This is a genomic window from Pseudomonas sp. 50_B, assembly GCF_017491625.1.
GTDB classification, from domain to species: domain Bacteria; phylum Pseudomonadota; class Gammaproteobacteria; order Pseudomonadales; family Pseudomonadaceae; genus Aquipseudomonas; species Aquipseudomonas danubii.
Genome location: NZ_JAFGYX010000012.1, coordinates 113,977 through 140,528, shown reverse-complemented (window position 1 = coordinate 140,528; position 26,552 = coordinate 113,977). Strand labels below are relative to the sequence as shown.

Annotated in this window: 24 protein-coding genes and 1 riboswitch; of the genes, 11 read left to right on the top strand and 13 right to left on the bottom strand. The window is 61.2% G+C overall.

The annotated features are described in order from the left end of the window. Window positions 1–297 precede the first annotated feature (297 nt). The 3 genes from J5M73_RS18435 (at window position 298) to J5M73_RS18425 (ending at window position 3,423) form a co-directional block, all read left to right on the top strand. Window positions 298–972 (top strand): response regulator transcription factor, encoded by a 675-nt coding sequence (locus J5M73_RS18435; protein ID WP_102860296.1) that lies wholly within the window; start codon window positions 298–300, stop codon window positions 970–972. Next, a complete protein-coding gene (locus J5M73_RS18430) occupies window positions 965–2,296 on the top strand; it encodes a HAMP domain-containing sensor histidine kinase (protein ID WP_102860295.1) in 1,332 nt (443 codons plus the stop codon). The genes J5M73_RS18435 and J5M73_RS18430 overlap by 8 nt, the downstream gene beginning before the upstream one ends. A 224-nt stretch (window positions 2,297–2,520) precedes the next feature. Further along, window positions 2,521–3,423, top strand: a complete 903-nt coding sequence (locus J5M73_RS18425) for a LysR family transcriptional regulator (protein ID WP_102860294.1) — start codon at window positions 2,521–2,523, stop codon at window positions 3,421–3,423. A gap of 90 nt (window positions 3,424–3,513) precedes the next feature. Here J5M73_RS18425 and J5M73_RS18420 read toward each other — a convergent pair whose 3' ends face one another. From J5M73_RS18420 to J5M73_RS18400, 5 genes are all read right to left on the bottom strand, one after another. Next, a complete protein-coding gene (locus J5M73_RS18420; RefSeq protein ID WP_207815953.1) occupies window positions 3,514–6,246 on the bottom strand; it encodes a LuxR C-terminal-related transcriptional regulator in 2,733 nt (910 codons plus the stop codon). Window positions 6,247–6,554: 308 nt separating this feature from the next. Beyond that, on the bottom strand, window positions 6,555–7,919 hold the full coding sequence (locus tag J5M73_RS18415; RefSeq protein WP_102860292.1) for a DUF1329 domain-containing protein: 1,365 nt from the start codon (window positions 7,917–7,919) through the stop codon (window positions 6,555–6,557). 30 nt (window positions 7,920–7,949) lie between these two features. Next, a complete protein-coding gene (locus J5M73_RS18410) occupies window positions 7,950–9,842 on the bottom strand; it encodes a DUF1302 domain-containing protein (RefSeq protein ID WP_102860291.1) in 1,893 nt (630 codons plus the stop codon). 337 nt (window positions 9,843–10,179) lie between these two features. Beyond that, window positions 10,180–11,862, bottom strand: coding sequence for a fatty acid--CoA ligase (locus J5M73_RS18405; protein WP_102860290.1), 1,683 nt, complete (start codon window positions 11,860–11,862; stop codon window positions 10,180–10,182). A gap of 171 nt (window positions 11,863–12,033) precedes the next feature. Then, window positions 12,034–12,663, bottom strand: a complete 630-nt coding sequence (locus J5M73_RS18400; RefSeq protein WP_102860289.1) for a LysE family transporter — start codon at window positions 12,661–12,663, stop codon at window positions 12,034–12,036. A gap of 84 nt (window positions 12,664–12,747) precedes the next feature. Here J5M73_RS18400 and J5M73_RS18395 point away from each other — a divergent pair, with 84 nt between their 5' ends. The 3 genes from J5M73_RS18395 to J5M73_RS18385 all read left to right on the top strand — a co-directional run bounded on the left by J5M73_RS18395 (window position 12,748) and on the right by J5M73_RS18385 (window position 15,593). Then, complete coding sequence (locus tag J5M73_RS18395) at window positions 12,748–13,713, top strand: 2-hydroxyacid dehydrogenase (protein WP_102860288.1); 966 nt, start codon at window positions 12,748–12,750, stop codon at window positions 13,711–13,713. A 31-nt stretch (window positions 13,714–13,744) separates the two neighbouring features. Further along, complete coding sequence (locus J5M73_RS18390) at window positions 13,745–14,743, top strand: class I SAM-dependent methyltransferase (RefSeq protein ID WP_102860287.1); 999 nt, start codon at window positions 13,745–13,747, stop codon at window positions 14,741–14,743. 51 nt (window positions 14,744–14,794) lie between these two features. Continuing rightward, window positions 14,795–14,916: riboswitch (yybP-ykoY riboswitch) on the top strand. 92 nt (window positions 14,917–15,008) lie between these two features. Beyond that, complete coding sequence (locus J5M73_RS18385; RefSeq protein WP_102860988.1) at window positions 15,009–15,593, top strand: TMEM165/GDT1 family protein; 585 nt, start codon at window positions 15,009–15,011, stop codon at window positions 15,591–15,593. An 84-nt stretch (window positions 15,594–15,677) separates the two neighbouring features. Here the strand turns inward: J5M73_RS18385 and J5M73_RS18380 are convergent, their stop codons facing one another. Then, window positions 15,678–16,496 (bottom strand): M48 family metallopeptidase, encoded by an 819-nt coding sequence (locus J5M73_RS18380; RefSeq protein ID WP_102860286.1) that lies wholly within the window; start codon window positions 16,494–16,496, stop codon window positions 15,678–15,680. A 274-nt stretch (window positions 16,497–16,770) separates the two neighbouring features. Here J5M73_RS18380 and J5M73_RS18375 point away from each other — a divergent pair, with 274 nt between their 5' ends. Next, window positions 16,771–18,912, top strand: a complete 2,142-nt coding sequence (locus J5M73_RS18375) for a methyl-accepting chemotaxis protein (protein WP_102860285.1) — start codon at window positions 16,771–16,773, stop codon at window positions 18,910–18,912. Between the two features lie 101 nt (window positions 18,913–19,013). Here the strand turns inward: J5M73_RS18375 and J5M73_RS18370 are convergent, their stop codons facing one another. From J5M73_RS18370 to J5M73_RS18360, 3 genes are read right to left on the bottom strand one after another with little or no spacing between them, the layout of a single operon-like run. Further along, entirely contained in the window at window positions 19,014–19,634 is a 621-nt protein-coding gene (locus J5M73_RS18370) for an SOS response-associated peptidase (RefSeq protein ID WP_102860284.1), read from the bottom strand. A 35-nt stretch (window positions 19,635–19,669) separates the two neighbouring features. Then, a complete protein-coding gene (locus J5M73_RS18365; protein WP_102860283.1) occupies window positions 19,670–19,930 on the bottom strand; it encodes a DUF2007 domain-containing protein in 261 nt (86 codons plus the stop codon). Between the two features lie 16 nt (window positions 19,931–19,946). After that, a complete protein-coding gene (locus tag J5M73_RS18360; protein WP_016967048.1) occupies window positions 19,947–20,129 on the bottom strand; it encodes a CPXCG motif-containing cysteine-rich protein in 183 nt (60 codons plus the stop codon). A gap of 139 nt (window positions 20,130–20,268) precedes the next feature. Between J5M73_RS18360 and J5M73_RS18355 the strand changes: the two genes are divergently transcribed. After that, complete coding sequence (locus J5M73_RS18355; protein WP_102860282.1) at window positions 20,269–21,435, top strand: 1-acyl-sn-glycerol-3-phosphate acyltransferase; 1,167 nt, start codon at window positions 20,269–20,271, stop codon at window positions 21,433–21,435. A 66-nt stretch (window positions 21,436–21,501) separates the two neighbouring features. On the opposite strand, the gene J5M73_RS18350 is transcribed toward J5M73_RS18355, so the two are convergent. After that, window positions 21,502–21,783, bottom strand: a complete 282-nt coding sequence (locus J5M73_RS18350) for a hypothetical protein (protein WP_162884090.1) — start codon at window positions 21,781–21,783, stop codon at window positions 21,502–21,504. Window positions 21,784–21,972: 189 nt separating this feature from the next. Here J5M73_RS18350 and J5M73_RS18345 point away from each other — a divergent pair, with 189 nt between their 5' ends. After that, complete coding sequence (locus J5M73_RS18345; RefSeq protein ID WP_011063378.1) at window positions 21,973–22,179, top strand: hypothetical protein; 207 nt, start codon at window positions 21,973–21,975, stop codon at window positions 22,177–22,179. 90 nt (window positions 22,180–22,269) lie between these two features. Here the strand turns inward: J5M73_RS18345 and J5M73_RS18340 are convergent, their stop codons facing one another. Then, a complete protein-coding gene (locus J5M73_RS18340) occupies window positions 22,270–22,854 on the bottom strand; it encodes a YajG family lipoprotein (RefSeq protein WP_102860280.1) in 585 nt (194 codons plus the stop codon). A gap of 208 nt (window positions 22,855–23,062) precedes the next feature. Between J5M73_RS18340 and J5M73_RS18335 the strand changes: the two genes are divergently transcribed. Further along, a complete protein-coding gene (locus J5M73_RS18335; protein ID WP_102860279.1) occupies window positions 23,063–23,296 on the top strand; it encodes a hypothetical protein in 234 nt (77 codons plus the stop codon). 736 nt (window positions 23,297–24,032) lie between these two features. Then, entirely contained in the window at window positions 24,033–25,544 is a 1,512-nt protein-coding gene (gene mqo, locus J5M73_RS18330; RefSeq protein WP_102860278.1) for a malate dehydrogenase (quinone), read from the top strand. A gap of 67 nt (window positions 25,545–25,611) precedes the next feature. On the opposite strand, the gene J5M73_RS18325 is transcribed toward mqo, so the two are convergent. After that, window positions 25,612–25,899 carry a PA4642 family protein gene (locus J5M73_RS18325; protein WP_102860277.1) on the bottom strand — a complete coding sequence of 96 codons (288 nt, stop codon included), beginning with the start codon at window positions 25,897–25,899 and terminating at the stop codon, window positions 25,612–25,614. A gap of 63 nt (window positions 25,900–25,962) precedes the next feature. Further along, on the bottom strand, window positions 25,963–26,448 hold the full coding sequence (locus J5M73_RS18320; protein ID WP_102860276.1) for a hypothetical protein: 486 nt from the start codon (window positions 26,446–26,448) through the stop codon (window positions 25,963–25,965). Between the last annotated feature and the right edge of the window lie 104 nt (window positions 26,449–26,552).

Here is a 26,552-nt window from a genome sequence, read left to right as displayed (position 1 = left end):
GATCCCGCCCGCTCAACACTGTGGCCAATCAGTAACCAACTCAGGGGGCCGCCCCCTCCCAGGCGCCCCAAAGGTGCCTGGGAAGGCAGGACGCAGGCCATCAGGACGAGAAGTATCAGGACCAGCAGGATTCCTTTGACTACCGAAATCAGGTTCATGGCTGTGCCACGCTCTGGAGTTAAGAAGAGCCCGAGCTTAGAGACGGCCGGGTTAACACCGGGTAAACATCGGCAGAAACCGGCCTGACTCCGCTATCCTTCGGCCCACCAAGCGCCAAGGGTCCAAGGGGACGTTTCCGTGCATATTCAACTGCTATTGGTCGAGGACAACCTCGACCTGGCCAACACCGTCATCGAGTACCTGGAAATCAGCGGCATCGTCTGCGACCACGCCAGCAATGGCCAGACCGGCCTTAACCTGGCTTTAAGCCAGCACTACGACGTCATCCTGCTGGACATCATGTTGCCGCGACTGGACGGCCAGCAGCTGTGCCAACAGTTGCGCCAGCAAGGCAGCCAGACGCCGATCCTGATGCTCACCTCGCTGGATGCCCTTTCCGACAAACTCGCCAGCTTCGCCGCCGGGGCTGACGACTATCTGGTCAAGCCCTTTGAAATGGCGGAACTGGTGGCCCGTATCCGAGCCCTGAGCATGCGCCGCAGCGGCCAGGCAAGCCGCCTGCAAGTGGCCGACCTGGTGATGGAGCTGTCTACCCGCAAGGTCAGCCGCGCCGGGCAAGAACTGCATCTGTCACCCATTTGCTGGACCCTGCTGGAATGCCTGATGCGTGCCAGTCCGGAACCGGTAACCCGGGAACGCCTGGAGACCATGATCTGGGGCGACGAGCCACCGGACAGCAATACCCTCAAGGTGCACATGCACCGATTGCGCAAGACCGTGGACAAGTCCTTCGGCCAACCGTTGATCCACACCCTCCCTGGTATTGGCATTCAGATGAGGTCACATGCGTAACGGTCTGGGTCTGAAATGGGTGATCAGCGGCAGCTTCCTGCTGCTGATTGCCGTGGTGTTGCTGATCTACAGCCTGCTGCTGCCCGAGTACAGTATCCGTGGCCTGCTCTATACCGCCAGCGCCATGATGGAGGAGGAAGCCCAGTACTTCGCCAGGCATTACAAGAAAGATCCAAACACCCCACCGCCGCACAACTACTTCTATACCAGCGTCATAGGCAAAGAGGCGCTGCCGGAGAAAATCCGTCAGCTGCTGGACACTCCGCCCAGCCTGTCCTTCGGCGCGCTGCAGGCCTTCGGCGACCTGGACTCCGATGACGAGGATGAAGGGCGGGCGGTCCTGGCCCAGCCCCTTAGCGACGGCAAGACCCTGTACATGTTCGACGTCGACCACGACAAGGAAGAAGGCGGCGAAGTGGAGACGCCACTGTCCGACGCCTACATCGAGCGCCAGTTGCGCGGCGTCAACCTCATCAGCCTGGCGGTGTTCGTCCCGGCGCTGATCATCATTGTCCTGCTGGTCTGGTGGCTGGTAAGGCCCCTGGAGCGCCTGGCCCAGTGGTCCTCGACCCTCAAGGATGCGGACGCGGTGTCCGGCCAGCGACCTAATTTTGGTTTCAAGGAGTTCAACGTGCTCGCCGATGCCCTGGCCCAAAGCGTGCAGCAGGTGCAGGCCGCCAGCCTGCGCGAAGGCCGCCTGCTGCGCTACACCAGCCATGAACTGCGCACCCCATTGGCGGTGCTCAAGGCCAATATCGAACTGCTGACCTTGCAATCCGGCGGCGTCCTGCCGCCGCCCCTGCAACGTATCGAGCGCTCGGTATTGAACATGCAGCGCATCGCCGAAACCTTGCTGTGGATGAGCCGGGAACTGCCAGAACCCTTGCCCGAGGAACCCATCGACATGAGCGGCCTGGTCACTGAACTGATCGAGGAACACCGCTACCTGATCGGTACACGGGATATCGAACTGCTGCTGGACATCAGCAGCACCCCTTGCCGCTTGCCTCTGACCGCCTGCCGCATCGTGGTGGGCAACTTCCTGCGCAATGCCTTGCAATACGCCGATGAGGGCAGTGTCGAGATCAATTTCGACTACCCACAACTGCGCATCGTCAACCGCATCCGGGAAGCCAAGCAGTTGGAGCCATCCAACGACTTTGGCTATGGCCTGGGCCTGGAACTGATGCGGCAACTCAGCGCCCGGCTCGGCTGGCGCATTGAGGTGCTGATGGAACAGCAACTCTTCACGGTCACCCTGGACTTCAATGCCGCCCCGCCCGCCGAGGAGCTGCCTGCACCGCAGAGCGCTCCAGAGGCGTAAAGTTGAAAAGCATCGTCCTGGTCGAGATCGTTCAAGGCCAGGAAATACCTGTTCACAAGCGATGAAAAAACTGCCTAGACCCCGCCCTTTCCGACAGCGTTTGTGAGTATCGTTGACGGACAAGAAACCAAGCCCGGGAGGCTTGTCGGTGCATAACTTGCTTGCAGGAAGCGGGCTGCATCTTTCGCAGTGCACTCTAGAGCCGAATCAGAACGAGGTTCGCTGTGGCCGCCTACAATCTGCGTCAACTCAAGTACTTCATCACCACCGTCGAATGCGGCAGCGTCGCTGAAGCGTCACGCAAGCTGTATATCGCCCAGCCGTCGATCTCCACCGCCATCAAGGGCCTGGAGGACAGCTTCGGCGTGCAATTGCTGATCCGCCACCACGCCCTGGGGGTTTCCCTGACCCCAAGTGGTGCACGCTTCTACCGCAAGGCTCAGGAACTGCTGCGCATGGCCAAGGAGTTCGAGCAGAACGCCCTGGCGGACAACGACGTGGTGGCCGGACAGATCGACATCGGTTGCTTTGAAACCGTGGCACCGCTGTACCTGCCGCAGTTGATCGCCGGCTTCAGTGCCCTGTATCCCGGGGTGGAAATCCGCATCCGCGATGGCGAACAGCAGGAACTGGTACAGGGCTTGACCGGCGGTGCGTTCGACTTGGTGATCCTGTACGAGCACGAACTGGACGGCACCATCGAAACCGAACCACTGATGCCACCGCAACGGCCCTATGCGTTGCTTCCCGCCGACCACCGCTACGCCCAGCAGGCCCAGGTTTCACTGCGTGACCTGAGCCTGGAACCAATGATCCTGCTGGATGTGCAACCGAGCCGGACCTACTTCGTCAGCCTGTTCGAGGAACTGGGATTGACGCCACAGATCGCCTTCAGCTCGCCCTCCATCGAGATGGTGCGGGGCATGGTGGGCCAGGGCTTCGGCTTTTCGATTCTGGTAACCCGCCCCCACTCCCAGTGCTCCTACGACGGCAAGCCGGTGGTGTGCGTGGATATTGTCGAGGACGTGACCGGCTCCGGCCTGGTGGCGGCCTGGCTCAAGCGTGGCCAGTTGACCAAGCCGGCGCGCCTGTTCGCCGATTACTGCAAACAGCACCTGGCCCGATAACCCCGGGCCCGACGCTGTATCACGGCGCAGCTGCAGCCGGTTGGCCGACCTCGACGCGGCCGCCAAAAGCCCTGGCCGGCGGGGTAGCGCCTACCCCAGCAACCCCAACTCCTGGGCCCGTGCCACTGCCTGTGTACGTCGCTCAACCCCCAGCTTGCTGTTGATATGGCTGGCGTGGGTTTTCACCGTATGCAGCGAAATGAACAAGCGCTCGCTGATTTCCTGATTGGAACACCCCTGAGCAATCAATTGCAGCACCGACAGCTCCCGGGAACTCAACGACTCACTATGAGCCGCCTCGGGAAGCTCACGGGGGGCAGCAGGCAAACGCTGCAACAGAGCCTGAGTCAAAGCGGTCGACACACAGTGCTGCAATTGCTCGCGCATCCAGCAGGGGTGACTGCGGATCAAGCTCTCGAAAGGTTGCACTGCGCCCCCCACCGCTGCTTCCAGGGCCTGGGCAAAGTCCCGTCGTGCCTCTGCGCCGCGCCCGGACGCCAGCAACAGCAGGGTTTTCTGGGTCAGGGCCATAACGCTCAACAACTGCCGACCGCTTTGCTGGCCATGCTGCACCAATCGACTCAAGCGCTGTTCGGCCCGGGCGGAGTCGCCCTTGATGGTTTCCAGTTGGGCTTGCTGCAATTCGATGTGCAAGGGCAACTGCGGATGGAACTCCGGCGGCGCCGCAGCCTGCTCTCCAGTGTAGGTCTGGCCCAGACGCGCCAGCCAGGCCTCGGCCAGGTCGATGCGGCCCTGGGCCAGCCAGAGCTCGCACTTCACCAGAGTGATCATCGCCAAGTAGTAGATCGGCGGCACGTCCCAGATGTGCATCAGGCGCTCGGCCTCGGCCAACTCGGCAAAGGCCCGGGAAAACTCGCTCCGCAGGCCTTCCTGCTTGGCGATCACGCAATGGGCGATCAACACGCTGATGTCGCGACAGGCCCGCGCCTCCAGCAACCCGGCCTGTAAACGCACCAGGCCGGCCTCAGGCTGGGCACGCAGCGTCAACAGATAACCTTCATACAGGGTCAGCCGGGCCCGCACCGCGTACAGCCGCTGAGCCGACAGTCCCTGCAGCCGTCGCAGCCCTTGGTGCACCTCCTCCAGCGCTCTGAGCACCTCGCCCCGCGCCTGCAGAACCCGGGCCCGATCGTAATGGGCCAGGGCCTCGAACAGCGGATTGCCGACCCGCTGCGCCAACTCCAGGGATTCGCGATTGAGACTGCGGGCGCGCCACAGGTCGGCGTCGGTGATCGCCAGGTTGGACAAGGTCGACAGACACATCAGGCGCTGTCCGTAACGCTTGTGCGGCAGGCTTTCCAGAGCCTCGCCGCAGTAGGCCAGGGTCCGTTCCCGCTGGCCCCGCCCACGAGCGATGATCCCGCTCAAGGCCAGCCATTGCGCCAGCATCGACTTTTGCGCAGTAGCCGAAGGCGCCGGCAGGAAACGACTCAGGTGATCCGCCAGTTCCTCTGCCGCGTCCAACTGGCAGGCCAGGCCCAGGGCCCAGCTGTAGAGCACGATCAGCCGCGGTGTGCTGATCAGCAGGCTATCGGGCAGGTCCATCTTCCAGCGCAGCAGCATGCCGACATTCTGCTCCGCCAGCAGTTGCTCCTCCGACAGGTTCTGCACCAGGTTGGCCGCCACATCCAGGTGTCCGGCACGCAGCGCCTGCTCCACGGCTTCATCCAGCAGCCCCTGAGCGTTGAACCAACGACAGGCACGCAAATGCAGGCTGGCGGCCGGCACCAGGGTATTGGCCGTGGGTCGGGTACGCAGCAGATCGGAAAACAGATGGTGATAGCGATACCAGTGCCCGTGTTCGTCCAATGGCACCAGGAACACTTGGTGAGCCTGCAGGAAACCCAGGATCTCGGCACTGTCATGCGCTTCGCGCAGGGCGTCGCAGAGCTCGGCGCAGAAGCGCTCCTGGGGCGCCGTGTCATAGAGGAAAGCCTGGACCTCGGCGGGCAGGCAGTCGATGACCTCTTCCAGCAGGTAGTCGCGGATCAGCCCTTCGCCCCCATGCAGTCCCTGAGGCAAGGTGCCCAGCGCACCAGCCTCGGACGCTGCCAACAGCCAGAAACGCAGCCCGGCAACCCAGCCCTCGCTGCGCTGGATCAGGCTTTCCAGAGCCTCGCCGCGCAAGGAACTGCTGTGGCGGTCCAACAAGCTCAGGGACTCGTCATGGGTCAGGCGCAAATCCTGCTCATGCAGCTCCAGCAACTGTCGTGAAAGCCGCAGCCGCGCCAGATGCCAATCCGGACGCTGGCGGCTGGTGACCAGCACCAGCAGGCCGTCGGGCAGGTGATTGAGGAAAAACTGCAAGCAACGATCAAGCACCGGCCCCTGGGCCAGGTGATAGTCGTCCAGGACCAGCAACAACGGCCTGCTGCTAGACAGGTGAAGCGCCAGTTCGTCCAGCAAGCCATCCAGCCACTCTTCAAAGGCGAAAGGCTGATGGCGCTGGCGCATTTTCAACAGACCGAGAGACTGCCGGCCCAATTGGGGAAAGTACTGCTGCAAACCGGCCAGCAAGCGTTCGAGGAAACGCCCGGGATCGCTGTCCCGGCGGCTCAACCCCAGCCATAGGCTCTGCCAGTTGCCCGGCAAGCCCTGGCAAAACTCCACCGCCAACGAGCTCTTACCAAACCCGGCCGGCGCACTGACCAGCAACAGCCTGCCCTTCAACCCGGCACTCAAGCGTTCGCAAAGACGCGGCCGCTGCACGTATCCGTCGGGCAGAGGGGGTCGATAGAAACGCCCTTCCAACGCAGGAATCACCGCGCTGGCAGACCGTTGAAGGGGGGACAGCTCAGTCATGGCCAACTCTTATTGATGTAGGGTTGTCGGCGTAGCAGATGCCCGCAGACTAGCGGTAAAAAGCGACCTGTTGAAGATTTTTGCGACCATTCGAGTGAAAAAGACTATGACCAAATGGGTCAGATACAGCTGATTGATCAGTCGTTATTTCGGTTGTTTATCCGGCAACCTACTAATTCATCTGGAGAAAGCCTGCCGGAACAGCCTAGATTGTTGTGCATATCTGCGAATCCACAATCGTCCAGGCAAAAAAAAGCCCCGAGCCAGTCGGGGCAATTTCCGAGGATGCGGCCTCTATTTGCAGCGGATCAGCGAACCCCGTCCTGACGCAAGGCGGCTGGAGTGAAGTCGCTGGTGGTCGCGGTGAAGCCGAAGTCATACGCCTGCTTCTCTTCGTTCTTCATGCCCAGTGCCAGGTAGCGGCCGGACTGCAGGTCGTAGAGAGTTTCCAGGGCATACCACGGCACTTGCTTGTCGTAGTAGTTCTCGGCGTGGGCCTCGGCCACACGCCACAGTTGACCACGACCGTCATAGTGGTCGATCACCGCGGCCTGCCAGGTGTCTTCGTCGATATAGAAGTCACGTTTGGCATAGATGTGCCGCTGACCTTCCTTCAAGGTGGCGACCACATGCCAGACCCGACGCAGCTCGTAGCGAGCCAGGTCCTGGTTGATGTGCCCGGCCTTGATGATGTCGGCGTACTTCAGGCTCGGCGAGTCGAGCTTGTAGCTGTCGGAGGCGATGTACATCTCCTTCTTGCCTTCCAGTTTCCAGTCGTAGCGATCCGGCGCACCGTTGTACATGTCCAGGTTGTCGGAAGTCCGCAGGCCATCGGCGGCGGTACCCGGGCCGTCATAGGAGACTTGCGGGGCACGGCGCACACGACGCTGGCCAGCGTTGTAGACCCAGGCCGAACGCGGCTCCTTCACTTGGTCGAGGGTCTCGTGGACCAGCAGCACGCCACCGGCCAGACGCGCCGGGGCCGTCACCTTCTGCTTGAAGTAGAACAGGATGTTGCCCGGGTTTTTCGGGTCGTAGTCCTTCATCTTGTCGCGGAACACGAACTGGTCCTGGAAGTACACCAGGCTGTAGGAGCCGTTGGCCTGTGGCGTGGCCTGGGTCACCAGACGGGTCACGCTGCCACCGCGATAGCGGGTGATGTGGTTCCAGATGACTTCCACACCGCTTTTCGGGATCGGGAACGGAATCGCGGTTTCAAAGTTCTCCAGGCCGTTGCCGCCGGACACCAGGTTGGTGCTGGTGGCATTGCGTTTGATGGCGGCGAACACCTCAGCAGGCACCGTGGCCCCGCGATGAGACGGGTAAACCGGCATCTTGAAGGTTTCCGGGTAGCGCTTGAACATCGCGTACTGCCCGGGGGCCAACTTGTCCTTGTACTGCTCGACGTTCTGCGCAGTGATCGTGAACAGCGGCTGCTCGCTGCCGTATGGGTTGGACAGGAAACCCTTGCTGTCCACGGTACCGGCGTTGGTTGCCAGGGGTTTCCAGGCGGGAATGGTACCGGCAGCGTTACCGGCCATCTCCGCGCCCATCGGCGTCAGGCTGGTGCCCAGCTTGGCCGCTTCATCGGCCGAGACCGCGGCCATGACCCCGGTGGCCAGCAGTGACAGTCCCAGCACACCGATGTGCAACAGACTCTTGGTGATGTTCATATTGTTGTTCTTCCTGAAAATGCAGTGTGCTTAGAAGTTCACGCCAACGCTCAAGGCGAGGAAGTCCCGGTCATCCACGGTGCTGTAGTCGCCACCAAAGAAGTTGGTGTAGGCCAGGCTCGCGGTGTAGGTGTTCTGGTACTCGGCATCCAGCCCCAGGCTGATGGCCTTGCGGCCTTCCTCGAAGTTGGCGCCAGGACCTGGCGAGTAGCCCTTGACGTCATGGGACCAGGCCACGTTCGGCTTGAGGTTCACACCGGCGAATACATCCGGGTATTCCCAGATCGCCCGGCCGCGGTAACCCCAGGAGGTGGCGGTGGTGAAGCCGTCGTTGTTGCAGTTGGAAGTGAGGTTACTGGCATCGGCTCCTGGGCCTGCGCCGGCAATGGTGGCGGCATTGAGCACCCGGCAACTGTTCTGTCCACCGGGAGTGGCAGGCAGGGCACCAGGACCGAACACAGGATCACGGCCATAACGCACATCCGATTTGCTCTCCAGGCCACCCACACGAGTGATCCCGAGTTCGCCTACCAGGGTCAGGCGGCTGGCACCCATGACCTGGTCGAAGAAGTGCGTGAAGGTGGTCTGGAACTGGGTAATCTCTTTACGGCGATAGCCATGAAGGTCTTGTCCAGGAATCCCATCGAGCAAGGAAGCATTGGTGAAGTTGCCTCCCAGAGGCCGGACAGCGGAGTAGAGGATATCGGTGCTGTTCAACTGAACCGGCGCATTCGGCCGATAACTCAGTTCGCCGCTCCAGGCGGTCCCTGTAGGCAAGGTGGTGGAGAAGCTCAGCCCGTACAGGCGGATGTCTTCCGGATACTCGACAAAGTACTTCGAGTTACCGGCAATCCACACCGGCGCCAACGTGCCAAAGCCCGGGGCGATGGTATAGGCCGACTGAGGTGCACCGGTGGCGCTGAAGATCGGCGCACGGCTGTGATAGTTCATGAAGTAGGCGCCGAACTCGGTGTCCAGCGGCTCGAAGTTGTAACGGAAAGCCACACCGAACTGGCCGCTGTCACGGGCATCGCGGTCGCCACTGCGACGCACCAGCGCACCCTCTTCATTGACATCGACGCCACGCGCCTGCATCGCCGCCAGGGCCGCCCGGCCCGGGGCCGTGGCGGTGATGGTCGAACGCTTGGCGAGCAGACGCAGGTTGTCGTCACAGCCATCGGAAATGTTGTCCGGCTGCGAGAAGAAGGTCCCGCAGTTGTCGGTAACGGTCTGGTCCCATTCCAATTGATAGAAAGCTTCGGCCGACAGGTTCTCGGTCAGGTTCTGGGAAATGTAGAACATGTTGACCGGGATCAGACCTTCCTTGACCTCGGCACCGGGACGGCGGAACGCCGACACGTCGATCGGGTTGATCGAGTTGATACCGCCGCCAATGAAGGTACTTTCCCCCCAACTCACTACCTGCTTGCCCAAACGCACCGAGCCTGGCTCATCGGCGATGGAGTAGTTGTGATAGACAAAGGCATCGAGGATCTGACCGCCGGAGGACTTGGCGCCTTCCTTGCGGTTGTTGTCACTGATGTTCTTGAAGTCCATGTCTTCGTCTTTGAGCTTGAAGTCATACCAGTACTTGCCCCGCACAAACACACCGGTATCGCCGTACTTCAATTCCAGGTCATGAATGCCCTTGAAGATCTTCGAGAAGGTCTGCCCCTTGTTGAAGTTCAAGTGGCCGTCATCGGTGGTCTGGGACAGCCCCTTGCCGCCATTGTTGACCCCGATCAGGTCCTTGTTGCGCCCGGCGGTCGACCAACTGGCCCCCACCGACAGGGACGAATCGAAGCTGCCTTCGATTTCACCGATATTGAAGCTGACGCCGAATGCAGGCCCGGCGAGCGTGGAGGCGAGACCGACGGCCAGGGGCAGTTTCGCCCGGCGCCAGAACTGGTTTGCTGATGTCATCGACGCTACTCCATGTGCATTATTTTTATGGCAGTACGCTCTTCTGAAAACGCTTCGAATACCGGTTGGATGAACACTTGCCCGATTCCGAAGTTGCATGGCGCGAGCACCCCACAGTGCTCCGTTGTTCAGAAAAATCCGTAGGCGGACTATATCCAGCAGGGATTACTGCTTGATCCCTCTAAAGTGTGATTTGCAGCCGACCACCGCATTGGAACAGTCCTTTGCCACAACCGTTGAAAGACGGCGCGGTAAGGATGGCTGAAAATCTCGTGAGCACAAGGCAAAGGCTTGTCGGATGGGCATGCCGTGCCCGGACGGGCACGGCAGAGGACGCTCAAAGCGTGGAGAGGAAGGTGCTGTTACTGGCTTGCCATTCGCTGATGTCGACGCGGATGCGCTTCTTGTCGAGCTTGCCAACGCTGGTCTTGGGAATTTCAGTAACAAGGGCGATCTGGCTGGGAATCGCCCACTTGCTCAGGTGCCCCAGCTCCACGAACGGCTTGAGGTGTTCCTTGAGCTCACGGGCACCAATCTCATGGCCTTCGCGGATCACCAGCAAGGCAAACGGGCGCTCGCCCCACTGTGGATCGGCGATGCCCACCACTGCTACTTCACGTACCGCCGCATGGCGACTGATGAGGTCTTCCAGGTCCAGGGAGGAGATCCACTCGCCACCGGTCTTGATCACGTCCTTGATCCGGTCACGGATGTCGATCACCCCCATGCTGTCCAGGGTCGCCACGTCGCCGGTGTGCAACCAGCCGCCGTCCCAGAGCTCGGCGCCCTTCTGCGGTTCGTTGAAATAGCCTTCAGTCAGCCAGGGCGCACGCAGCACCAGCTCGCCCTGGGACTCACCGTCCGCCGGCAGGAAGTTGCCCTCGGCATCGATGATCGCTGCCTCCACCAAGGGCCCTGGCACCCCGGCCTTGATCCGGTAAGTGGTGCGCTCGTCTTCGCTGCCCGCCATCAGTTCATCGTTGAGGTGAGCACAAGACACCAGCGGACCAGTCTCCGACATGCCATAGGCGGCCGTCAGTTGAATCCCCTTGGCCTTGGCCGCCTCGTACAGCGCACGGTTCAGCGCACTGCCGCCGATGACGATCTTCCAGCCACCGAAATCGGTGTTCTGGGCCGCCTTGGCATTGAGCACCATCTGCAGGATGGTCGGCACACAGTGGGAGAAGGTGACCTTCTCCCGGCGCCACAGCTCCACCAGGTACTCCGGGTCGTAACGCCCGGGATAGACCTGCTTGAGCCCAAGCATGGTGGCCACATAAGGCAGCCCCCAGGCATGCACATGGAACATCGGCGTAATGGGCATGTACACATCGTTGGTGCCTAGCAGGCGCACACTGTCGATGGAGCCCATGATGGTGGAGACGCCCATGGTGTGCAGCACCAGTTGCCGATGGGTGAAATACACCCCCTTGGGATTGCCGGTGGTGCCGGTGGTGTAGAAGGTGGTGGCCACCGAATTCTCGTCAAAGTCCTCGAACTGATACTGGGGGCTGGCGGCGGCCAGCAAGGTCTCATACTCGCCCACCAGATTCGGCAGTTCGGCAGTCTTCTGCGGTGCGTCGGTGAGCAGCAGGGTTTTCTCCACCGTGGTCAAATGCCCGGCGATGGCCTGGTACAGACCGACGAACTCGCTGTTGACCAGCACGAAGCGGTCCTCGGCGTGGTTCATGGTGTAGAGGATCTGCTCCGGTGACAGGCGCACGTTGATGGTGTGGATCACCGCACCGATCATCGGGATAGCGAACATGCACTCCAGGTAGCGATGGCTGTCCCAGTCCATCACCGCCACGGTATCTCCGGCCTTGACCCCGGCCGCAGTCAACACATTGGCCAGACGCGCCACCCGCTCGATCAGGGTCGGATAGGTGTAGCGCAACTGGTCGCGATAGATGATTTCGCGGGTTTTCTCGTAGCGCGCGCCGGACATCAGCAACCGCTTGATCAGAAGCGGGTATTGATAAGCACCTTCGGCGGGGGGAATAACACGAGTCTGCAACATAAGAATCCCTTTTCTGACGGCTCGGTCGTGACTGGAGGATGACCACTCTAAAGTTCCCGTGCGCCGGCTAAATCAGCCAAAGGGATGATTTGCAGGGCCGCACCAATACTAGCTCCAGGCCAGTATTCGCGCGGTTCAGGAGATCCTGCGTGCCCTGTCCGGGGAGAGTGTTCAATGCATCTCGGTGAAGGCCAGTTTCACGCCGATGGCGATCAGCACCGCGCCCATGGTGCGGTCGAACCAGTGGCCCATGCGGGCGAAGCCGGCACGCACCCGTTGCTGGCTGAAGAGCATGGCTACCAGGCAGAACCAGACTGCTGTGGCCGCCGCCAGATACACGCCATAACCGGCCTGGATCGCCAGGGGCGTGTGCGGGTTGATCACCACGGTGAACAGCGAGAGGAAGAACAGGGTCGCCTTGGGGTTCAAGCCATTGGTGACAAAACCGGAAGTAAAGGCACCGCGCGCGGTACGCTCTCCGGCTTCCTTGTGCAGGTCGTCCGCCGCCGGCTTGGCCGGCTGAGCACGCAGGGCCTTGTAGCCGATGTACAGCAGATACGCCGCCGCCAACCACTTCAGGGCGTTGAACAGCACGATGGACTGGGAAACGATCAGGCCGATCCCCAGCAGCGAGTAACCCACGTGCAGGAAGATCGCACAGCCCACTCCCAGGGCAGTCCAGGTACCGGCGCGACGGCCGTGGGTGACGCTTTCGCGCACCACCACGGCAAAGTCCGGGCCGGGGCTGGCCACCGCCAGCAAGTGGATCAGGGCAACGGTCAAGAACTCGGTGAGGTACATGCAGGCTCCTGTGTATGTCTAATTATTTCATCTGTTAGGCTCGGCAGATTACGCCTTAGATCCCTCGTGCAAAAGGTACAGTTCATGATCAACAATCGCCGCGCCGTCTTCCTCGATCACAGCTCACTGGACCTGGGCGACCTGGATCTGAGTGCGCTGCATGAGTGCTTCAGCCCCCTGCAAGTGCATGCCCACACCCCCGCGGAGCAAGTGACCGAGCGCTTGCAGGGTGCCCAGGTCGCCATCAGCAACAAGGTGGCCCTGAGCGCCGAGACCCTGGCGGCCTGCCCTGATCTGCAACTGATCCTGGTGGCCGCCACCGGCACCAACAATGTCGATCTGGCCGCTGCCCGCCAACAAGGCATCAGCGTCAGCAACTGCCAGGGTTATGGCACTCCGTCGGTGGCCCAGCACACCCTGATGCTGCTGCTCAATCTCGCCACTCGGGTTGCCGACTACCAACAAGCCGTGGCCGCCGGCCGCTGGCAACAGGCCAAGCAGTTCTGCCTGCTGGACTTCCCCATCATCGAACTGGCGGGCAAGACCCTGGGTCTGCTGGGCAATGGCGAGCTGGGCAGCGCCGTGGCACGCCTGGCCGAAGCCTTTGGCATGCGCGTGGTATTGGGGCAGATCCCCGGACGCCCGGCTCGAGCCGATCGCCTGCCGCTGGAGGAACTGCTGCCACAAGTGGATGCCCTGACCCTGCACTGCCCACTCAACGAACACACACGAAACTTCATCGGTGCCCGGGAACTGGCCCTGCTCAAGCCCGGCGCCCTGGTGGTCAACACCGCCCGCGGCGGCCTGATTGATGAACAGGCCCTGGCCGATGCGCTGCGCAGTGGTCATCTGGGTGGGGCGGCCACCGACGTCCTGAGCGTCGAGCCGCCGGTGAACGGCAATCCACTGCTGGCCGGTGATATCCCACGCCTGATCGTCACGCCGCACAATGCCTGGGGCAGCCGCGAAGCTCGCCAGCGAATCGTCGGGCAACTGACGGAAAATGCCCAAGCCTTCTTCAGTGGCGCCCCACTGCGTGTCGTGAGTTGATAAACTTCGCCACTTTTTTCGGGTGCGGATCATGGACACACGCAGTGAAGTACTGTTACGCCAGGCTCAATTGTTTCAAGGCTCACTGCTGCTGGCCGGCCTGACCGCGGATGACCTGCTCGGGCGCCTGCCCAATGCCCGTGGCTGGAGCTGGCACGCCGGTGACCACGCGGCCCTGGAGGCACGCTTTCCAGGCCGCAGCCACTTTGGCGTAGAAGCACCGGCAGAATCCTTCGACAGCGCCGTGCTGTTCCTGCCCAAGTCCAAGGACCTCACCGACTACCTGCTCAACGCCCTGGCCTCACGCCTGGCCGGACGCGAGCTGTATCTGGTGGGCGAGAAGCGCAGCGGCGTGGAGAGCGCCGCCAAGCAACTCAACCCTTTCGGCAAACCGCGCAAACTCGACAGCGCGCGCCACTGCCAGCTGTGGCAGGTCACGGTCGCCAACGCTCCCGAACCGGTGGCGCTGGAGAGTCTGGCCCAGGAATACGAACTGCCCCTGGCCGAAGGTCCATTGACGGTCGTCAGCCTGCCGGGCGTGTTCAGCCACGGGCGCCTGGACCGCGGCACCGCGCTGTTGCTGGAGCATCTGGATCACTTGCCCGCCGGCCACCTGCTGGACTTCGGCTGTGGCGCCGGCGTGCTGGGGGCCACAGTGAAGCGCCGCTACCCGGACAACAGCGTGACCTTGCTGGATGTGGACGCCTTTGCCGCCGCCAGCAGTCGCCTGACCCTGGCCGCCAACAGTCTTGAGGCCGAGGTGCTGACCGGCGACGGAATTGATGCCGCGCCCATGGAATTGAACTGCATTCTGACCAATCCCCCCTTCCATACCGGGGTCCACACCGATTACCAAGCCACAGAAAACCTGCTGCGAAAAGCGGCCAAACATCTGCAAAAAGGCGGCGAACTACGGGTAGTGGCCAACAGCTTCCTGCGCTACCAACCCCTGATCGAAGAGCACCTCGGACCCTGCGCAATCAAGGCCGAAGGCCAGGGATTTCGGATTTATCGGGCCAAACGCGGCTGACCTTCTTTTCGCAAACAAGGCTTGCCGAATGGAGTTTGCCTAGGCAGAATCCGCTCCGTCCTAGGGGAGTAGTCTCCCACGAGCGCCACGCTCGTCCGGCATGCGTCAACATACTTGGTCCTCAGACCATGGCGCATGCGACCCAAGAGTCCGCACAGACGGACCGCAGGGTTTGACAAGACCTATGACACGCACACCTTACCCGGGGCGGGAAGGCTGTACGTGTCATAGCCGTGTCGACCCGCCCCTTAGGAAAACCCTGATGATGCTGGATTCTCTCCTCGTTCCCACCGCAATCGTTGCCTTGGCCGAAATCGGCGACAAGACGCAACTGCTCGCCCTGATTCTTGCCGCGCGCTTTCGCAAACCCTGGCCCATCATCGCCGGCATCGTCGCCGCGACCCTGGCCAACCATGCGGCCGCCGGCGCGGTAGGTGCCTGGTTCGGCAGCTTCTTCTCGGACGCGACCCTGCACTGGATTCTCGCCGCCAGCTTCACCGCCACCGCCCTGTGGACCCTGGTTCCAGACAAGATGGATGACGATGAAGCCACTACCGCACGCAAGTTCGGGCCTTTCCTCACGACCCTGATCGCGTTCTTCCTGGCTGAAATCGGCGACAAGACCCAAGTCGCTACCGTCATGCTGGCGGCGCAATATCCGGATCTGTGGCTGGTGATCATCGGCACCACCCTGGGCATGCTGATTGCCAACGTGCCGGTGGTTCTGGCGGGTAACTTCGCCGCGGACAAGCTGCCCCTGACCCTGATTCGTCGCCTGGCGGCGACGGCCTTCTTCATCCTCGCCGTAGTGGCGGTGTACAAGGCCATGCAGATCAGTGGCTGGCTGTAAATGAAATCGCCGGCAAGTCGACTCCTACACAACCTGCAGGAGCCGGCTTGCCGGCGAAAGCCTCAGCGCAAATGAAGCAATGGATCAGGACTTCTTGGCCTGCTCATACAACGGCATCACCTTTGGAATCGCCGCCTGCAAGGAGGCGATACGGCTGGTGGAAGCCGGGTGAGTACTCATGAACTCGGGCGGCGCAGAACCACCGGCAGCCTGGCCCATCTTGTTCCACAAGCTGATGGCCGCGTTCGGGTTGTAACCGGCGCGGGCAGCCAGCTCCAGACCAATCAGGTCCGCTTCGTTTTCATTCTCGCGGCTGTTGGGCAGAGTCATCAGCAGGCTCACCCCGTTGTCGCCCAGGGCTACGGTTTCCTGCGAGACACCGAACAGGGTAGCGATCTGCTTGCCTGCACCGACCGCGTACTGCTTGGACATCGCTTCACGACCATGCTCGCGCAGGGCGTGGGCAATTTCATGACCCATGACCGCAGCGATTTCATCGTCGGTCAGTTTCAGCTTTTCGATCAGCCCGGAGTAGAAAATGATCTTGCCGCCAGGACCGCAGTTGGCGTTGAGCTCGTCGCTCTTGATCAGGTTGACTTCCCATTTCCACTGCGCGCAGTCGGGACGGAAGGTCGGTGCCTGGGCAATCAGGCGATTGGCAATGACCTGCAGGCGCTTGGCATTGGCACTGGTCTTGTCCAGTACGCCTTGGCTGCTGGCCTCACCCAGAGTCTGTTGATAAGACTGGGCGTAGGACTGGTTGACTTCAGCACTGGATAGCATGCTGAACATCGACTGCTTGCGATCCACACCCACCACGCCACCGCTGGTGGTATTGACCGTTTCACAGCCGGTCAGCAGCACAGCAGCGCTCAACGCACATACGAGTAACGACTTCTTCATCATGAAACCTCCCTGAAAACATGGCGCGTATCCTAAGGGCGGAACTGTGTCCGCGCCAGATGCAAAACACGCATTCAGTCGCAATTCAGATACATCCAGATCCAGACGAAAAATCTTCACATTTCGCCCGAGGCCGCCAACGGCCTGCAACACGCCCCCGCCAATAACGACCTTTAACCATCTGAAACAGTCATTTCTCCTCTCCAGGCTAATGACCGGCGAGGCTGCGGCCGATACAGCACGGCAGACCTAAATTCCTGCGCCCGGAGCCTCTATGAAGTTCAAGTCGATCCAGTTTTCCGTCGCCGCCCTGGCCGGTGCCATTGTCCTCAGCGTGGTTGTAGCCCTGGTGCTGTACGCCCTGTTCTCCGGGGCCAAGACCCAGCAAATGGTGCAAGAGCGGACCCAGGCCCAATTCGAGCAAGTCATCGAACAGCGCCTGAGCGGCCTGGCGCAGACTCAGGTCAGCCAGATCCAACGGGAACTGGAAGCGCCACTGCTGATTGCCGGCGGCCTGGTGCGGGTCAATGCCCTGATGGGCACCCAGGACTCCCAAGGCCATGCCGGACTCAGCCTGAACCGTGAACAGCTGATCGCCCTGATCAAGGAGAACGTCACCCAGAATCCGAAGATCCTCGGCGCCTACATCGCCTGGGAGCCGGGTGCCATCGACCACAACGACGCGGCTTACATCGGCACCTCGGTGGTAGGCATGGACGCCGCCAACGGGCGCTTCCTGCCCTGGTGGTTCCGCAACGAAGACGGCAGCCTGGGCCTGGACAAGCTGGCCGACGTCAACGACCGGACCCTGCTCTCCACCGGCGTGCGTACCAGCGAGTACTACCTGTGCTCCCAGGACAGCCTCAAGTCCTGCGTCATCGACCCCGCTCCGTACAAGGTCGGCGACAAGGTGGTGATGCTCGCCTCCTTTATTCAGCCCATCCTGCTCAACGGCAAATTCCAGGGCATCGTCGGCGCTGACCTGTCGGTGAACTTCATTCAGGACATGCTGGTCGCTGCCAATCAGAAGCTCTACAACGGTGCCGGGGAAATGGCCCTGATCGGCGGCAACGGCCGTCTGGTGGCCTACACCAAGGATTCGAGCAAGTTCGGCGAGAAAGTCAGCGACGTGCTGCGCCAAGACACCGTGGCCAGACTGTCCAACCTCAAGCGCGGCGAAGTGACCTACAACGTCGACCAGGCCAACGGCCAGATTGCCCTGTACCTGCCGTTCGGTATCGGTCAGACCGATGCCAACTGGACACTGATGCTGCAACTGCCCCTGGGGGCGGTGATGGCCGATCTGGACAAGCTGCAAGGCGACCTGGCCGAACAGCGCAAGGCCGACACCTTCGGCATGGCCATGGTCGGCTTGGTGATTGCTGGCCTCGGCCTGCTGGTGATCTGGTTGGTGGGGCACGGCATCGCACGTCCACTGCGGCAGATGGTGGCCATGCTCGATGATATCGCCCAGGGCGAAGGTGACCTGACTCGGCGCCTGACCAGCGACCGGGCCGACGAGCTGGGCTCCATCGCCAAAGGGTTCAACACCTTCCTGGCCAAGCTGCAGGCAATGATCAGCCAAGTGGTGACCTCGGTACAGAGCGTCAGCGATTCCTCGGAACATACCGCCGATATCGCCATTCGCACCAACCAGGGCGTACATAAACAGATGGTGGAAATCGACCAAGTGGCCACGGCAGTGCATGAAATGACCGCCACCGCCCAGGACGTGGCCCGCAATGCGACACAGGCCGCGCAAGCGGCCAGTCATGCCGATCAGGCCGCCAGCCAGGGCATGCAGATCGTGCGCGACACCTCCAGCTCGATTGGCGCCCTGGCCGAGGAAATCGGTCGCGCAGTGGGCGTGGTGCAGACCCTGGCCAAGGACAGCGAGAACATCAACGCGATTCTTATTGCCATCCGTGGGATTGCCGAGCAGACCAATCTTCTGGCCCTTAACGCAGCGATCGAGGCGGCACGAGCAGGCGAACAGGGCCGCGGCTTTGCCGTGGTCGCCGACGAAGTGCGCAATCTGGCCCAGAAGACCCAGCAGGCCACGGAAGAAATCCAGTCGATGATCCAGCAACTGCAGCAGGGCACCCGGGAAGTGGTGCGGGTCATGGAAGACAGCCAGCACAAGACCGACCAAAGCGTGGAGCATGCGGCCAAGGCAGCCCAGGCTCTGGAAACCATCACTCAGGCGGTATCGGTGATCAACGACATGAACACCCAGATCGCCAGCGCCGCCGAGGAGCAGAGCGCAGTGGCCGAGGACATCAACCGCAACGTGATCAACATCGGCCAGGTGGCCAACGAGGTAGCAAGCGGTGCCGATGAGTCCAGCGCCGCCAGCGCCGGGCTGACCAAGCTTGCCGAACAGCAACGGCGCCTGATCAATCAGTTCAAGGTTTAATCCGGCAGCACGCCGCCGCTCCATCCCTCTTGGAAGCCGGCTTTTCGGTGAAGGTGGCTCAAGGCCCTTGCGCCGGCAAGCCAGCTTCTATTGCCAGCCAATCAGGCGGGGGTCAGGCACTCGGGGCCGTTGAGCTTGGGGTCGTTGACCAGGTTGGCCAGGACCCGCTCGCGCAACACGGCGGGCGGTTGAGCGAGCAAAGCTTGCAAGGCAGGTAGCGGCGTCTCGGGATCGAGCCAGACTTCCTGGGCAGCGGCATCCAGGATCAACGGACGACGCAGATTGGCAGCCGCCTGAGTCACCACCGCAGTACTCAACCAGACCTGTTCCTGTACCGGATAGGCTTCCCAGATCGCGGCAAAGAATATCGACGAACCCTCACCCGGCGTCAGCCAATAAGGCCGTTTACGACTTCCGCCGCGCCATTCATAGAAGCCGTTGGCCGGTAACAGACAGCGGCGTTCACGGAACGCCTGACGAAACATCGGCTGCTCCGCCAGGGTTTCCGCCCGGGCATGAGCCGGGGTACGCGACAGGTCCGTCAGCCAGGGCGGGGTCAGCCCCCAACGGGCCCGGGCCAGCATGCGCTGGCCGTTTTCGACCCGCTGGATCAGCACCGAATCATTGGGCGATATATTCCACTGCGCGCGCTGATCCTCGGGAAATCCCGGCAAGGCGGCAAAAGCGGGGTTCCAACGAAACAGGGCATAACGTCCACACATGGGGCAATACAACTCTCGGCAAATCGGCGCTCAGCCTAACAGACCAGCACCCCGGTAAAACTATCCGGTTCTTCAAAGGGCAATGGCTGGGCCGCATTGTACGCAGCGATCAGTTCCAGCGCCTGCTGCGCCTGATCATTCTCCACCGTCAGCCCCAGCAGTCCGAACAGCGGTAACTCCCCCGCCCCGCCCAACAAATCGCGCCCTTGCAGGTGTGCCTCGATACCCTCGCTCGCCAGCATGCACTGGAGCAACTCGCCTTCCATCAGATTTTCCGGCTCATAGATGCGCTGCATAAGAACCACGCCCCACTCAGTCATTTTCACTGTGGACATCGAGCATCCACTCCCGACCATCGGTTTGCAGCGTGAAGACAATGGGCCGGCAGCACACCGGGCAGTCTTCGATATAGGTCTGGTCGCCGGCGGACAGGTCCAATACAGCTTCTGCCTGTTCGCCACAGTAAGGGCATTGATAATGGTCGGTTTCCAGCATCGCCGTCTCCAGAGTGACTTATGCGTATAATCGCCGGTCTATTTGCAGGGCTTTTTTTGTTTGAGCTGAACTTTCAGACCATGCCCGGCTTTTTTCGATACAGACCTTTTCTTACCCTAGCCGTTTCTAACAAGAGAGCATGATGGGCGAATTCGATGCCATCCGACCTTACCACGACAGCGAAGTACCAGCGGTGCTGGCCCGGCTGCTCAGCGACAAGGCGTTTCTAGATATCCTCACCCACTTCCGCTTCCCGCGTTTTGCCAATACGTTCGGCTGGCTGCTCAAACCCCTGATTGCCCATCGCCTGCGCCGCGAATTCGCCGGGGTCACTTCGGTGGCGACCCTGCAGGACAAGGTCGAGTTCTACGTCGACCACACCATTGAACGTGCCACCGACGGCGTGACCTATACCGGCGTCGAGCAGTTCAAATCCGGCACCGCCTATGTCTTCCTGGCCAACCATCGCGACATCGTCATGGACCCGGCCTTCGTCAATTACGCGGTGTATCACGCCGGACTGCCGACACCGCGCATCGCCATTGGCGACAACCTGCTGCAGAAGCCGTTCGTCAGCGACCTGATGCGCCTGAACAAGAGTTTCATCGTCCATCGCTCCATCAGCGGGCGCCGGGAAAAACTCGCGGCCTATCAACTGCTCTCGGCCTATATCAACCATTCGATCCGCAACGACGTCCAGTCGATCTGGATCGCCCAGGCCGAAGGCCGGGCCAAGGATGGCGACGACCGCACCGAGTCAGCGATCCTCAAGATGTTCCACATGAGCCGCAAGGACGAGCCGTTTGGCGAGGTCATCCAATCGCTGAACCTGACCCCGGTGTCCATCAGCTACGAATATGACCCCTGCGACCAGGCCAAGGCCCGGGAGCTGTACATCCGCGCCACCACCGGCAGCTACACCAAAGCGCCAGGGGAGGATGACGTGAGCATCGCCAAAGGCATCACTGGCTATAAGGGCCGGGTCCACGTGAACTTCGCCGCCCCCATCAGCGAACTGTTCGAAGACACCAAGCAATTGGCCATGGAAATGGACCGGCAGATTCTCGGCGGCTACCGCCTGTTCCCGGTGCATTACCTGGCGTATGCCCAGTGGAGCGATGCCGACCCGCAACTGCAGGTACCGAGCGCCGCCGAGGTCTTCGCGCCACAGGAACTGGCCAAGGCCGAGGAAGAATGGCAGCGCCGGCTGGACGCCTGCCCACCGGAGCACCGCCCTTACCTGGTGCTGCAATATGCCAATCCGGTGCGCAATCAGTACCGGGTCAAGGCAGGCCTGGCGCTGTAATCGCGGCACTGCAACGCACAACGGCGCCCGCGGGCGCCGTTGTCATGTCTGCGGTTCAAGGATCGGTCAGAAACGCGTACTGATCCAGGACACCAGCAATGCCAGCCCCAGGCAAGCGAAACCGAAGCGGTAGAAGAATCGGTTCATTCGTAAAGTAGCGGGGTCCAGCATGGGTTGACCCAGCCCCCGGTCTTCACTCTGGACGGCCAGGTTGGCCAGGGCCCGCCGTTCACGGCAACGAGTGGCGTGCAGCAGCCAACTGCCCGGGCAAGCAAACAGCAGGGCCAGCAGGTTGATCAATTTGGCAGGGTGGGCGTTGAACATCGACCAGATCAGTTGCAGCGACATCATGAACCTCGAATGAAACCTGTATTCGGGTCGTCGAGTGCACCCGCGGCGCGGATTCTACTCAATCCCCGGATAAACGCGGGGGCTTTCCGACCAGTAACGAGGTGTCGACCAATTAATTTGAAACGTCATCTTTTCGTCATCTAAACAAGCCAGTCTGTTGCCCCTCGATGCCCCACGGAGCTTGTCATGCTGCACGCAGAAAACCAGGATCGCCTTTACCTGATAGCCCCCAGTGAAGAACAGCAAGCGCTAGTGGGCGCCCTGGCCTTCAACGTTCAGGACCGGCATTGGCTGGTGTATTGCGCCCTGGGCGGACATCAGCATGCGGACTTGCCGGAAACCGATCTGCTGACCGGCGTCAGCATGCTGGACTTCTACGTCGAGGCGGCCTGACACGCGAACAGCAAAAAGCCCGGCTGCCTGATGGGCAGCCGGGCTTTTTAGTGACGGAGCCAGTAGCGGGCATGAAGCCGCAGCGGCGCCTTACTCGCCGAGGATCTGGCCGACGGTCGGGTCCTTGAACAGACGGGTCAGCGCATCGCTCAGTACGTCGCTCACCAGCTTGGTATTGGTGTCCTGGTTCGGCGCCATGCCGAAACGCTGGTCAAGGGAGGCGCCATAGCGACCGCTGTAGCGACGGTTGGCGTTCTGCACATCGGAACGGAAAGTGGCGCCAATGGTGGCCTCGGTCACGTACAGGCCCTCTTTGGGCGACTGGTACTTGAGCTCGGCCAGGGTCACGGTCAACTGCGGAGCATTGCTGCCGCCAGCGGTCGGGGTGAAGCCCAACAGACGTACCGCGGCTTCGGCCTGGGCCTGCAGTTTCGGCAGGATCTGCGCGCTCTGCACAGTAATGGCGCTGGTTTCCGGGTACAGACCGCCACGGGTACCCAGGGTCGGCGATGGACGTCCATCAACCACTTTCACCACCACCGGCTGGCCATGGCCGACGGGGGCCAACTGGGTCGTGAGCTTCGGCTCCGGGCTCAGTTGTTGCGGGCTGTGGGCGCAACCCACCAGCGACAGGCTGGTCACAGTGATCAAACCGAACAACAGGCGTTGCAACATGCTCATCTCTCCAGGAATCAGGCACAAACAGGGCCGCAGTATAGCGGTGCATAACCGCGACGAACCAGCGTCAGGCAAGAGTTAGTCAAGTCTCAGACAGGTGCCGTACAACCAGGTTCCTGTAACCTGCCGTTCACTCGCAATACATCATGATGTAACGGCTCAAGGGCACTCTTATCGTCAATGACCCACTCACAGGTGTTCGGTTATGAACTTCCTTCGCTCCCTGTTCGCCCCGCGTCAGCAGTTCCGCAGCTTTGCCCTGCTCGATGGCCAAGGCCGTTGCCGCGCCTTCAAACACTGCCCGGCGGCTCCCGTGGGTGACGGTTGGGTGGAAATCCAGGAGATTCGCCTGAACTGGTTGCACCAGGTATTACCCGCCAGCGCCCGGATCAGCCCACGCTGCGCCAGCTCCTTGGTGCGACCGATACTGGCCACCTGACCAACAGCCTAATAAAAGTCACGAAACAGGATCATTTCTGCGCATTTCTTCGTTACAATCTCCCCCCGATTATAAGGACGTCTCCTGATCGGGCCTCGCAGTACCGCCAACGCCACTGCATTGGCACCCCGCACCGCCCACAGAGAGCCGCCCACACAGATCGAGTGAAGCTGGCGTGCTTGCTGTACCACCTTGCAAACCTCCACTTTTCGCGAATCTGCAGAGCTGCCATTGCTCGGCCACTGAATTTTGCCCGTTGTGCCCGCGTGCCTTGCATGCCGGCAACACCGCTCGGGCCAGGTGCCAGGCCGAGGCAGCCCTTTTTTGAGGTTCACGTCTTCAAAAGAGCGTGAAAAAACGGGTTTTCACAACTTCACAAGAGTGTGGCGAGCAAATGAATAGTTTTGCGTCTGAACTGGCACCATTGGCCTCTACAACAGCCCGATTACACAGGACCGAGCACTCCTCAAGAACTGGTGCTTGAAGCCTGTCCGCTGACGGATTTGGTTGCACGAGCGGATGTATCGACCATAAGTCGAATTGCCTGAGGCGCCCCGAGATGCGTTCATATGCACCTTGAGGCCCGGTTGGCAGCGTCCGCAGTAGTTGCAAAGAATTGCGAAGATTCGGACATGGCGATCCTGGCCATGGGTAACCTGGGGCATTACGTGAACCGCCCCGTCACTCCTGGCAGCCATGCCGTCAATTTGGTGCTGCAGATTTTGGAGACGCGTTAATGGCGCATAACGAAGCAGTAGACGTCGTATTGGTTGGGGCCGGCATCATGAGTGCCACCCTCGCTGTACTGCTCAAGGAGCTCGACCCCGCAATCAAGCTGGAAGTCGTCGAGCTGATGGATTCGGGTGCCGCGGAGAGTTCCAACCCGTGGAACAACGCCGGTACCGGCCACGCTGGCCTCTGTGAGCTGAACTACACGCCACAGGCCGCCGATGGCAGCATCGACATCAAGAAAGCCGTACACATCAATACCCAGTTCGAAGTGTCGAAACAGTTCTGGTCCTACCTGACCAAGAAAGGCACGTTCGGCTCGTCCAAGTCCTTCATCAGCCCAGTGCCGCACCTGAGCTTCGTGCAGGGCGACAAGGGTGTGTCCTTCCTCAAGAAGCGTTTTGAAGTGCTGAGCCAGCACCATGCCTTCGCGGACATGGAATACACCGAAGACAAGGCCAAGATGGCCGAGTGGATGCCGCTGATGATGCCGGGCCGTCCGGCAGATGAAACCATCGCCGCGACCCGGGTGATCAACGGCACCGACGTCAACTTCGGCGCCCTGACCAACCAGTTGCTCAAGCACCTGACCAGCGCACCCGATGCCCAGGTCAAGTACTGCAAGCGCGTGACCGGTCTCAAGCGCAACAAGGACAACGGCTGGACCGTGAGCATCAAGGACGTCAACAGCGGCAACAGCCGCGAAGTCGACGCCAAGTTCGTGTTCCTCGGCGCCGGTGGCGCGGCCCTGCCGCTGCTGCAGGCTTCCGGCATTGAAGAAAGCAAGGGCTTCGGCGGCTTCCCGGTGAGCGGCCAATGGCTGCGTTGCGACAACCCGGAAGTGGTCAAGCAGCACCAGGCCAAGGTCTACAGCCAGGCCGCCGTGGGTTCGCCACCGATGTCGGTGCCGCACCTGGACACCCGCGTGGTCGACGGCAAGAAATCCCTGCTGTTCGGACCTTATGCCGGCTTCACCACCAAGTTCCTCAAGCACGGCTCGTTCCTCGACCTGCCAATGTCGGTTCGCGCCGGCAACATCGGTCCAATGCTGGCCGTAGCCCGGGACAACATGGACCTGACCAAATACCTGGTCAGCGAAGTCATGCAGTCCATGGAGCAGCGCCTGGAGTCCCTGCGCCGCTTCTATCCACAAGCCAAGGCGGAAGACTGGCGCCTGGAAGTGGCTGGGCAACGGGTGCAGATCATCAAGAAAGACCCGAAGAAAGGCGGCATCCTGCAGTTCGGTACCGAGCTGGTGGCGGCCAAGGACGGTTCTCTGGCCGCCCTGCTCGGCGCTTCGCCAGGTGCATCGGTGACCGTGTCGATCATGCTGGAACTGATCGAACGCTGCTTCCCGGCCAAGGCCAGCGGCGAATGGGCTACCAAGCTCAAGGAAATTTTCCCGGCGCGGGAGAAGGCCCTGGAAACCGACGCAGCGCTGTATCACAAGATCAACAGCGAAAATAACCTGAGCCTGGAACTGGTCGAGCCCAGCAAGGAAACCGAAAGCTGCGCCTGATCTGACGCCCATAAAAAACGCCCCGGCCTGCAAAGGACGGGGCGTTTTTTTATGCCTTCCGAACGGGTCAGCCGCGGGCGTTGTCCATCAGCTCGATGTAGTCGGCGGCGTTGCGCTGATCCTTGATCAGATCAACGAAGGTCTGGCCGTGCTCATCCTTGCCATCCAGATCCAGACCGGCTGCTACGAAGAAGGTCAGGAAGCGCTCGAAATCGTCGATGCGCAGGCCACGGTAGGCCTTGATCAGTTTGTGCAGGGACGGCGAAGTGGCGTCGACCGGCTCGAAATCGAGGAACAACTTGATCTGCTCGTCGCTGATCTCGTCACCAATCACTTGTTTCTTATCTTTACGCATCGCCGACTCCAGCTCGCAGACATTTCACGGGGCGGGCAGTTTACCCTCAGCCCGCCTCGGGCCTCAACGCGGACGCACGCTGCCGGTGTGCAAGTCAGCCCAGATATGACCATTGGCATAACTGAGAAACTGGCAATACACCGTGTCGTTACGCAGCAGGTCCATCACTGCCCGGTACTGGGCCAGGGGGTAATACAGGGTCAAGGTCCTGGACTTGGCGTCGTACTGGGGCTTTTTCAGGCTTTTGCTTTCACCGTCGAAATTCACCAGTACCTGGCTGATGGTGGCCCCCTTGTTCAGCGGCTTGCCCTTGAGGCGCACCCACACCGGTGATGTCACCGGAATCGGCTGCTGATTGGATTGGCGCTGGCTGCCGATCACCACGGAATACTCGGTCACCTGCAACAGCTGCTGCTGTTCAGGGACCGAGTCGCGCAGGGTCAGGTCGTCAGGCGGCAAGAATTGCCCGTGCAGAGGCGCCGGAGCGGCTGCCAGGGGCAGGCTCAAGCTCAGAAGAAGGGCCGCGCTAGTGCGAATCAACAGGCTCATGACAGGCTCCAATCAAGGGCTGAACACTCTAGCATGGGTTTTTGCCGCAAATCCTGCACCGCAGTCTGAGGCGCCTGCCGCAGGCTGCGGATACGACAAACGGG

Excerpts from the sequence above, each read along its gene's own strand:
- J5M73_RS18430 (WP_102860295.1), top strand. The coding sequence starts at position 965 with ATGCGTAACGGTCTGGGTCTGAAATGGGTGATCAGCGGCAGCTTCCTG.
- J5M73_RS18420 (WP_207815953.1), bottom strand. The coding sequence starts at position 6,246 with ATGACTGAGCTGTCCCCCCTTCAACGGTCTGCCAGCGCGGTGATTCCT.
- J5M73_RS18415 (WP_102860292.1), bottom strand. The coding sequence starts at position 7,919 with ATGAACATCACCAAGAGTCTGTTGCACATCGGTGTGCTGGGACTGTCA.
- J5M73_RS18410 (WP_102860291.1), bottom strand. The coding sequence starts at position 9,842 with ATGACATCAGCAAACCAGTTCTGGCGCCGGGCGAAACTGCCCCTGGCC.
- J5M73_RS18405 (WP_102860290.1), bottom strand. The coding sequence starts at position 11,862 with ATGTTGCAGACTCGTGTTATTCCCCCCGCCGAAGGTGCTTATCAATAC.
- J5M73_RS18400 (WP_102860289.1), bottom strand. The coding sequence starts at position 12,663 with ATGTACCTCACCGAGTTCTTGACCGTTGCCCTGATCCACTTGCTGGCG.
- J5M73_RS18395 (WP_102860288.1), top strand. The coding sequence starts at position 12,748 with ATGATCAACAATCGCCGCGCCGTCTTCCTCGATCACAGCTCACTGGAC.
- J5M73_RS18390 (WP_102860287.1), top strand. The coding sequence starts at position 13,745 with ATGGACACACGCAGTGAAGTACTGTTACGCCAGGCTCAATTGTTTCAA.
- J5M73_RS18385 (WP_102860988.1), top strand. The coding sequence starts at position 15,009 with ATGCTGGATTCTCTCCTCGTTCCCACCGCAATCGTTGCCTTGGCCGAA.
- J5M73_RS18380 (WP_102860286.1), bottom strand. The coding sequence starts at position 16,496 with ATGAAGAAGTCGTTACTCGTATGTGCGTTGAGCGCTGCTGTGCTGCTG.
- J5M73_RS18375 (WP_102860285.1), top strand. The coding sequence starts at position 16,771 with ATGAAGTTCAAGTCGATCCAGTTTTCCGTCGCCGCCCTGGCCGGTGCC.
- J5M73_RS18370 (WP_102860284.1), bottom strand. The coding sequence starts at position 19,634 with ATGTGTGGACGTTATGCCCTGTTTCGTTGGAACCCCGCTTTTGCCGCC.
- J5M73_RS18365 (WP_102860283.1), bottom strand. The coding sequence starts at position 19,930 with ATGCAGCGCATCTATGAGCCGGAAAATCTGATGGAAGGCGAGTTGCTC.
- J5M73_RS18360 (WP_016967048.1), bottom strand. The coding sequence starts at position 20,129 with ATGCTGGAAACCGACCATTATCAATGCCCTTACTGTGGCGAACAGGCA.
- J5M73_RS18355 (WP_102860282.1), top strand. The coding sequence starts at position 20,269 with ATGATGGGCGAATTCGATGCCATCCGACCTTACCACGACAGCGAAGTA.
- J5M73_RS18350 (WP_162884090.1), bottom strand. The coding sequence starts at position 21,783 with ATGTCGCTGCAACTGATCTGGTCGATGTTCAACGCCCACCCTGCCAAA.
- J5M73_RS18345 (WP_011063378.1), top strand. The coding sequence starts at position 21,973 with ATGCTGCACGCAGAAAACCAGGATCGCCTTTACCTGATAGCCCCCAGT.
- J5M73_RS18340 (WP_102860280.1), bottom strand. The coding sequence starts at position 22,854 with ATGTTGCAACGCCTGTTGTTCGGTTTGATCACTGTGACCAGCCTGTCG.
- J5M73_RS18335 (WP_102860279.1), top strand. The coding sequence starts at position 23,063 with ATGAACTTCCTTCGCTCCCTGTTCGCCCCGCGTCAGCAGTTCCGCAGC.
- mqo (WP_102860278.1), top strand. The coding sequence starts at position 24,033 with ATGGCGCATAACGAAGCAGTAGACGTCGTATTGGTTGGGGCCGGCATC.
- J5M73_RS18325 (WP_102860277.1), bottom strand. The coding sequence starts at position 25,899 with ATGCGTAAAGATAAGAAACAAGTGATTGGTGACGAGATCAGCGACGAG.
- J5M73_RS18320 (WP_102860276.1), bottom strand. The coding sequence starts at position 26,448 with ATGAGCCTGTTGATTCGCACTAGCGCGGCCCTTCTTCTGAGCTTGAGC.